We start from the raw sequence: 6600 nt of genomic DNA, 5'->3' as shown, positions 1-6600 counted from the left end.
CCTTACCCGCGTTCAACGCGGGTAAGGCGTCCTTCCCTGCATAACGCTAGGCCCCCTCGGGCCGGCGCAGCACCTGGCAGAACATCGCGTCGGTGCCGTGCCGGTGCGGCCAGAGCTGCACGTGCGGGCCGTCGCCGAGGTCGGGGACGCCGGGGAACAGCTCCCGGGTGTCCACGGCCTCGGCCAGACCCTTGCGCACGAAGTCGGTGGTGACGCCGATGGATTCCCGCAGGTGGGGCGAGCAGACGACGTACGCGACGATGCCGCCGGGGCGGACCAGCTTCAGCGCGGAGGTGAGCAGCTCGCGCTGGAGCTTGGTCAGCTCGGCGACGTCGTCGGGCTTGCGGCGCCAGCGGGCCTCGGGCCGGCGGCGAAGGGCGCCGAGGCCGGTGCACGGGGCATCGACGAGCACGCGGTCGAAGCTGCCCTCGGGCAGCCCGGGGTCGCGGCCGTCGGCGACGTGCATGGTGATCTCCAGGCCGGTAGTGGCCTTGCGCACCAGCTCGGCGCGGTGCGGGGCCTTCTCGACGGCGTCGAGGGTGGCGCCCTGGAGCCGGGCCAGGGCGGCCAGCAGGACCGCCTTGCCACCGGGTCCCGCGCACAGGTCCAGCCAACGCTCGTCACGGCCGTCGAGCGGGGCCCGGGTCACCGCGAGGGCGCAGAGCTGGCTGCCTTCGTCCTGCACGGCGGCGAGCCGCTCACGCACGGGCTCCAGATCGCCGGGGTCGCCGGAGCCGGCCTCCAGGTGCACGCCGTAGGGCGAGTAGGGCGCGACATCGCCGCCCGTGATGGCGGCGAGCTCCTCGTTGCTGACCTCCCCGGGCCGTGCGGCGAGGTGCACCTCGGGCCGGGAGTCGTCGGCCCTCAGGGCGGCCGCGAGCTCGTCGCCCTTGTCCCCCAGGGCATCGGCAAACGCTTGCGCGATCCACTTGGGATGGGCGTTGGCGAAGGCCAGGTGGCCGACGGGGTCCTCGGGGGCGAGCTGCTTGACCCACGCCTGCTCGTCCTGCTCGCCGATCTTGCGCAGCACGGCGTTGACGAAGCCGGCCGGGCCGGAGCCGTGCACGCCCCGCACGAGGTCCACAGTGGACGCGACGGCGGCGTGCGAGGGAATGCGGGTGCGTAGCAACTGGTAGGCGCCCAGCCGCATCGCGTCGAGGAAGGGACCGTCTATTTCGGACAGCGGACGGTCGGAGCAGGCCTCGATGATCGAGTCCAGCAGGCCCTTGGCCCGCGCCGAGCCGTAGGCCAGCTCGGTGGCCAGCGCGGCGTCACGGCCGCTGATGCGCCGGTCCCGCAACAGCTTCGGCAGCACGAGGTTGGCGTAGGCGTCGCGCTCGCGGATCGCCTTGAGCGTGTCCCACGCCGCCGTGCGCGCCGGGTCGTCCTCCGGCGGACGGCGTGGGGTCTGCCGGCGGGCCGGCGGGTGTTGGCGCTCCGGCCGTGACGGACGCCTGTTGGGTCCGCCGCTTCGCTCCGTCACGCCAACTGCTCCCCTGCTTCGATCCTCGAACCGCGCGCCCAGTCGGTCGCGGCCATACGCTTCTTGCCCGGCGCCTGCACGTCGCCCAGCTGCACGGCGACAGTAGCCGTTCCCACCAGCACCCGTTTGCGCTCCACCCGGATCTCGCCCGCGGCCAGGCCGTCCACATCGGACAGCCGCACCGGCCCCAGCTTGAGCCGCTCGTCCCGGAACAGCGCCCAGGCCCCGGGTTCCGGCGTCACCGCGCGGGCCAGCCGGTCCACCGCGACCGCCGGGGCGGTGAAGTCCAGGTGCGCGTCGTCCACGGTGATCTTGCCGGCGTAGCTGACGGTGTCGTCGACGGGCTGCTCGCGCGCCTCCAGCGTGCCGTCCTCGATCCCGTCCAGCGTCCTGACCAGCAGGTCCGCGCCGACGACGGCCAGTCGGTCCAGCAGCTCGCCGGACGTCTCGTGCTCGCCGACGCGCTCCGTGACCACGCCGAACACCGGCCCGGCGTCCAGCTCCTTGACGATGCGGAACGTGCTCGCGCCGGTGATCTCGTCGCCCGCGCGCACCGACGCCTGCACCGGGGCCGCGCCACGCCAGGCCGGCAGCAGCGAGAAGTGCAGGTTCACCCAGCCGTGCGGCGGCACGTCCAGCGTGCGCTGCGGCAGCAGCGCCCCGTACGCGACGACCGGGCAGCAGTCGGGGTTGATCTCGCGCAGCCGCTCCAGGAACTCCGGCGCGCCCGCCTTGGCCGGCGTCAGCACCTCGATGCCGTGCTCGTCGGCCAGCGCGCCGACCGGGCTGCGGACCAGGTGCCGACCGCGGCCGGCCGGGGCGTCCGGGCGGGTCACGACCGCCACCACCTCGTGCCGTTCGGACGCGATCAGTGCCCGCAGCGACGGCAGGGCCACCTCCGGCGTGCCGGCGAACACCAGCCGCATCAGTGGCCACCGCCGAACAGGCTGTGCGGGCTCTGCTTGATCGTGGGGGCCGCGCCCGTGAACCACTCCGCCTCGCGGATGGCCTTCATGGCCTCCTTGCGGGTCTGCGTGTCCAGGCGGTCCAGGAACAGCACGCCGTCCAGGTGGTCGCTCTCGTGCTGGATGCAGCGGGCCAGCAGCTCGCTGCCCTCGATCTCGACCGGCTCGCCGTGCATGTTCCAGCCCTTGGCCACGATGTGCAGGTGGCGCTTGCAGTCCCAGGACAGGCCGGGGATGGACAGGCAGCCCTCCGGACCGTCCTGCATCTGTTCGCCGACGACGTCGAAGGTCGGGTTGACCAGGTGTCCCTCGAAGCCGTCGCAGTGGTAGGTGAACACCCGCAGGCCCACGCCCAGCTGCGGCGCGGCCAGACCGGCGCCGCCCTTGTCCTCCATGGTCTCCCAGAGGTCGGCGACCAGGCCGCGGAGTTCCTTGTCGAAGTCGACGACCTCGGCGGCGCGGGTGCGCAGCACCGGGTCCCCGAACAGGCGGATGGGCTGGACGGTCACTGGACTCCCTGGGGGTGGACTTGGCGTGGGCCGAGTCCAGTTTAGGAGATCAGTACTCCGCCTGGTCGGCCCCCACGAACAGCACGGCGGCCAGGGCCACGACGAAGTGCCCGGTGAACTTCGCCGCGGTCAGGAGGGCCTTGAGCAGCTGCGCCGGCCAGTGGACGGTGATGGTGGTCGGGGTGGCGGTCGGCCCGCTCATGGTCAGCGCAGTCATGGTGGCTCCTCGTGTCGATCGTGACCCCAGGTTCGCCTTTCGTTCCGTCATCGGGCGTCACCGCTCGGTCCCATTCGCCCAGTCATCCCCGGGGATGACTGCAACAATCCCGCGGATGCCGGACACCTCATGACGTGAAGCAGGGGGAACAGGCGGTGGGGCCGAGCGACGGTGAGCTGTGGGCCGACGAGGCCTTCACCGAGCTGTTCGAGCGGCACGCGGAGGCCGTGTGGAACCACGCCTACCGGCTGACCGCCTCGTGGACGCTGGCCGAGGACCTGACGTCCATGACCTTCATGACCGCCTGGCGGCGACGCCACGAGCTCACCCTGGTGCGGGACAGCGCGCGGCCGTGGCTCTACGCCGTCGCCGGCTTCCTCGCGCGCACCGAGTTCCGCCGTGCCCACCGCTTCCATGCCCTGGTGGCCCGGCTGCCCGTCGGCCGTGACGTCGCCGACCACGCCGATCACGTCGCCGACCAGGTCGACTCCGACCAGGGGATGAGCCGCGTCCTGCTGGCCGTCGACCGGCTGCCGCGGGCCGAGCAGGAGGCCGTGCGCCTGTGCCTGCTCGGCGACGTCCCCACCGCCGACGCCGCCGCCGTTCTCGGCGTCGCCGAGGTCACCGTTCGCTCTCGGCTGTCCCGTGCCCGCGCGCGGCTGCGCGAGCTGCTTCAGGAGGAGGTGTAGCCGTGGAACTGCCCCCGTACCGCGAGATGCCGCCCGAGGTCCGCCTCCGGCTGCGCAGCCGCGTGCTGCCCGCGCTCGCGCCGCGCAGCGACCGCCGTGTCCCCTACATGGTCGCCGCCGCCGTCATCGTCGTCGCCACGGTCGCCGCCACCCTGCTCTTCTCCCCCGCGCGCGACACCGCTCCCCCCGTGAGCCTGCCCTCCTCCGTCACGCCCACCCACACCCCCGACCACTGCCCCAGCCACCCGTCCGGGGCCTGGACCCTCGGCGCCTACCTCCTGCGCAGCAACGGCGACGGCGTGCAGCTCGCCCTGGAGCCCCACACCAACGCCCTCGGCGTGTGCCTGATCTCCAACGGCCATCCCACCCCCACCACCTGGGGCCAGATGCAGCTCCAGCGCATGACCCAGGGCCCCGGCACCTACCAGGCCATCCACGACGACGGCCTCGTCTACGGCCTCGTCTCCCCCGCCGTCGCCGCCCTCACCGTCAACGGCTCCCATGCCGTCCTCGCCGCCGGCACCTTCGTCGCCGAGACCCCGACCCCCGGCCCGGTCACGCTCGTCGCCCGCGACGCCAAGGGCCAGGTCCTGGCCGAGGGCACCATCAGCTAGAGCAGTTCCAGGGGGTCCATGCGGACGCGGACGGGGTCGGGGTCCTTGCGGGCGGTGCGGACGCGGACGGCGTCGGCGACGGCCTCGGCCAGGGCGCGGCCCTCGGCGCGGGAGGTGCGGACGAGGGCGCGTTCCTTGTCCTCGCCGAGGGGGACGGGGCCGAGGATCTCGCCGGTGGCGGGCAGGCGGAGCTCGTCGAGCACGGCGTTGACGGCGTCGGGGACGCCGTCGATGGTGGCCATGCGCACGGCGGGCGGGAAGCCGAGCTCGGTGCGGCCGGAGAGTTCGAGGTTGGCGTGCCAGACGGGGTCCCAGCGGACGAGGGCCTGCACGGTGGGCAGCGAGGACTCGGCGGTGACGATGACGCGGCCGCCCTGCGGGCCGGGGACGACCATGCCGGCGGCGGTCATCCACAGCCGCAGCGCCTCCTCGGTGGCGCGGAGGTCGGCGCGGCCGAGGATGGCCCAGCCGTCGAGGAGCAGCGCCGCGCCGTAGCCGCCGACGGCGTGGGGCTCGGCCCCGGGCGTGGAGACGACGAGGGCGGGGGCGTCGGGCACCTCGGCCAGCACCTCGCCGGCGCCGGAGGTGCGCACGAGAACGCCGGGGAAGGCGCGGCCGAGTTCCTCGGCGGTGCGCTTGGAGCCGACGACCACGGCCCGCAGGCGGCGTGAGCCGCAGGCCGTGCAGCGGAACATGACCTCCACGGCCCCGCACCACCGGCACTCGGCCGGGCGTGGGGCGCCGTCGGTGCTGCCCCCGGGAAGGGACAACGGCCCCGCGCACCGGCGGCACTGCGCCCGCACACGGCAGTTGGCGCACGCCAGGGCCGGCACGTAACCACGGCGTGGCACCTGCACCAGCACGGGCCGGCCCGCCTTCAGGGCATCGCGGGCCGCCTCGAAGGCGATGGCTGGGAGGCGTGCTGTGCGGGCAGCCTCGTCCCGTGCCAACTGCGCGTCGGTCTCGCCGATGGCGGTGACGCGCGGCGCGGCGGCGCGGAGCTGCTCCCGCGAGGCGACGATCTCCGGCGCCCATCCGGTGTCCACAAGCAGCTGCGCCTCGGCCGTGCGGGCAAAGGCGGCCACGAGCAGCGACGCCCCGGCCATGTGCGCCCGCTGCACGAGAACGTCCCGCACATGCGGGTACGGCGCCAACTGCTCGGCATGCCCGCTGTCGCCGTCGTCCCACACGACAAGCAGCCCCGGATCGGCCACGGGCGCGAACGTGGCGGCCTTCGTTCCGACGACCACGCGCGCGGTGCCGCGCAGGATCGACAGCCACCGCTTGTAGCGCTCCCCCGGCCCGAGATCGGCCTGCAGCGCAACGACACCCGGCATTAGTGCCGTACACGCCGCGAAGACGCGATTCACGTCACGGTAGTCCGGCACCACGATGACCACGCCCTTGCCGGTGGCCGCCACCGTCGCCGCGACCTCGGCCAGCCTCGCGGGCCAGTCCTCCCCCGGCAGGGCCTGCCACACCGCGTTGGCGGAGCGCCCGTTCGCCAGGGCGTCGAGATAGGCCGGGCCACGCGTGTAGCGCTGCCAGCCCTCCGCCTCGGGCCGCGCCGGCGGCGGCGCCGGGTCCTCGGCCTCTCGCGCCTCGGCCCGCGCGTGTCGTGGCGGGATCGCCAGGCGCAGCACGTTGGCCAGCGACCCGACGTACCGGTCGGCGACCGCGCGGGCCAGGCCGTGGATCTCCGGCGTCAGCACCACTTCCGGCGACACGACCCGTTCGATGTACTTGATCTTGTCCGCGACCTCGGTGTGCTCCACCCGCTCCAGCAGGAACCCGTCGGTCAGCTTGCCCCGGAACCGCACCCGCACCCGCACGCCCGGCTTCGCGTCGGCGTCGCACTCGGCCGGGATCCGGTAGTCGAAGGGGAAATCCAGGTGGTACGGCAGCGGCACGTCCACGCTCACCCGCGCGACAGCCGCGGTCGCGGCGGGATGCCGCTCACCGCGCCGGACGATCCCGCTGGCTGCCACGCTGTGGTGTCTACCAGAGCGAACCCCGCCCATGCCGCGAAGGGCCCTTCATGCAGGGAAGGACGCCTTACCCGCGTTGAACGAGGGTAAGGCGTCCTTCCCTGCATGAAGGGGTGTCCGAAAGCGACGGTCAGA

The 6600-nt window shown here is 73.7% G+C and carries 7 protein-coding genes; 2 read left to right on the top strand and 5 right to left on the bottom strand.

Annotated features, from left to right (window positions below; all coding sequences use genetic code 11):
* Positions 1-46 precede the first annotated feature (46 nt).
* The 4 genes from AB0M73_RS49470 to AB0M73_RS49455 are packed head-to-tail and all read right to left on the bottom strand — an operon-like array spanning position 47 to position 3174.
* Complete coding sequence (locus AB0M73_RS49470) at positions 47-1483, bottom strand: transcription antitermination factor NusB (protein WP_363907140.1); 1437 nt, start codon at positions 1481-1483, stop codon at positions 47-49.
* Positions 1480-2409, bottom strand: a complete 930-nt coding sequence (gene fmt, locus AB0M73_RS49465; protein ID WP_043716528.1) for a methionyl-tRNA formyltransferase — start codon at positions 2407-2409, stop codon at positions 1480-1482. The genes AB0M73_RS49470 and fmt overlap by 4 nt, the downstream gene beginning before the upstream one ends.
* Positions 2409-2957, bottom strand: a complete 549-nt coding sequence (gene def, locus AB0M73_RS49460) for a peptide deformylase (protein ID WP_043716529.1) — start codon at positions 2955-2957, stop codon at positions 2409-2411. Before def ends, fmt begins: the two co-directional genes overlap by 1 nt.
* A 49-nt stretch (positions 2958-3006) precedes the next feature.
* Positions 3007-3174, bottom strand: coding sequence for a hypothetical protein (locus AB0M73_RS49455; RefSeq protein ID WP_363907137.1), 168 nt, complete (start codon positions 3172-3174; stop codon positions 3007-3009).
* 134 nt (positions 3175-3308) lie between these two features.
* Here AB0M73_RS49455 and AB0M73_RS49450 point away from each other — a divergent pair, with 134 nt between their 5' ends.
* Positions 3309-3863 carry a sigma-70 family RNA polymerase sigma factor gene (locus tag AB0M73_RS49450; RefSeq protein WP_363907135.1) on the top strand — a complete coding sequence of 185 codons (555 nt, stop codon included), beginning with the start codon at positions 3309-3311 and terminating at the stop codon, positions 3861-3863.
* A 2-nt stretch (positions 3864-3865) separates the two neighbouring features.
* Positions 3866-4477: a hypothetical protein gene (locus AB0M73_RS49445; RefSeq protein ID WP_363907133.1), complete on the top strand. Its 612-nt coding sequence runs from the start codon at positions 3866-3868 to the stop codon at positions 4475-4477.
* Here the strand turns inward: AB0M73_RS49445 and AB0M73_RS49440 are convergent.
* On the bottom strand, positions 4474-6465 hold the full coding sequence (locus AB0M73_RS49440; RefSeq protein ID WP_363907131.1) for a primosomal protein N': 1992 nt from the start codon (positions 6463-6465) through the stop codon (positions 4474-4476). The two genes, AB0M73_RS49445 and AB0M73_RS49440, sit on opposite strands and share 4 nt — an antisense overlap.
* Between the last annotated feature and the right edge of the window lie 135 nt (positions 6466-6600).

It is taken from the genome of Kutzneria sp. NPDC051319 (assembly GCF_040682195.1).
Lineage (GTDB): Bacteria > Actinomycetota > Actinomycetes > Mycobacteriales > Pseudonocardiaceae > Kutzneria.
This window is presented reverse-complemented; position numbering and strand designations above follow the sequence as displayed.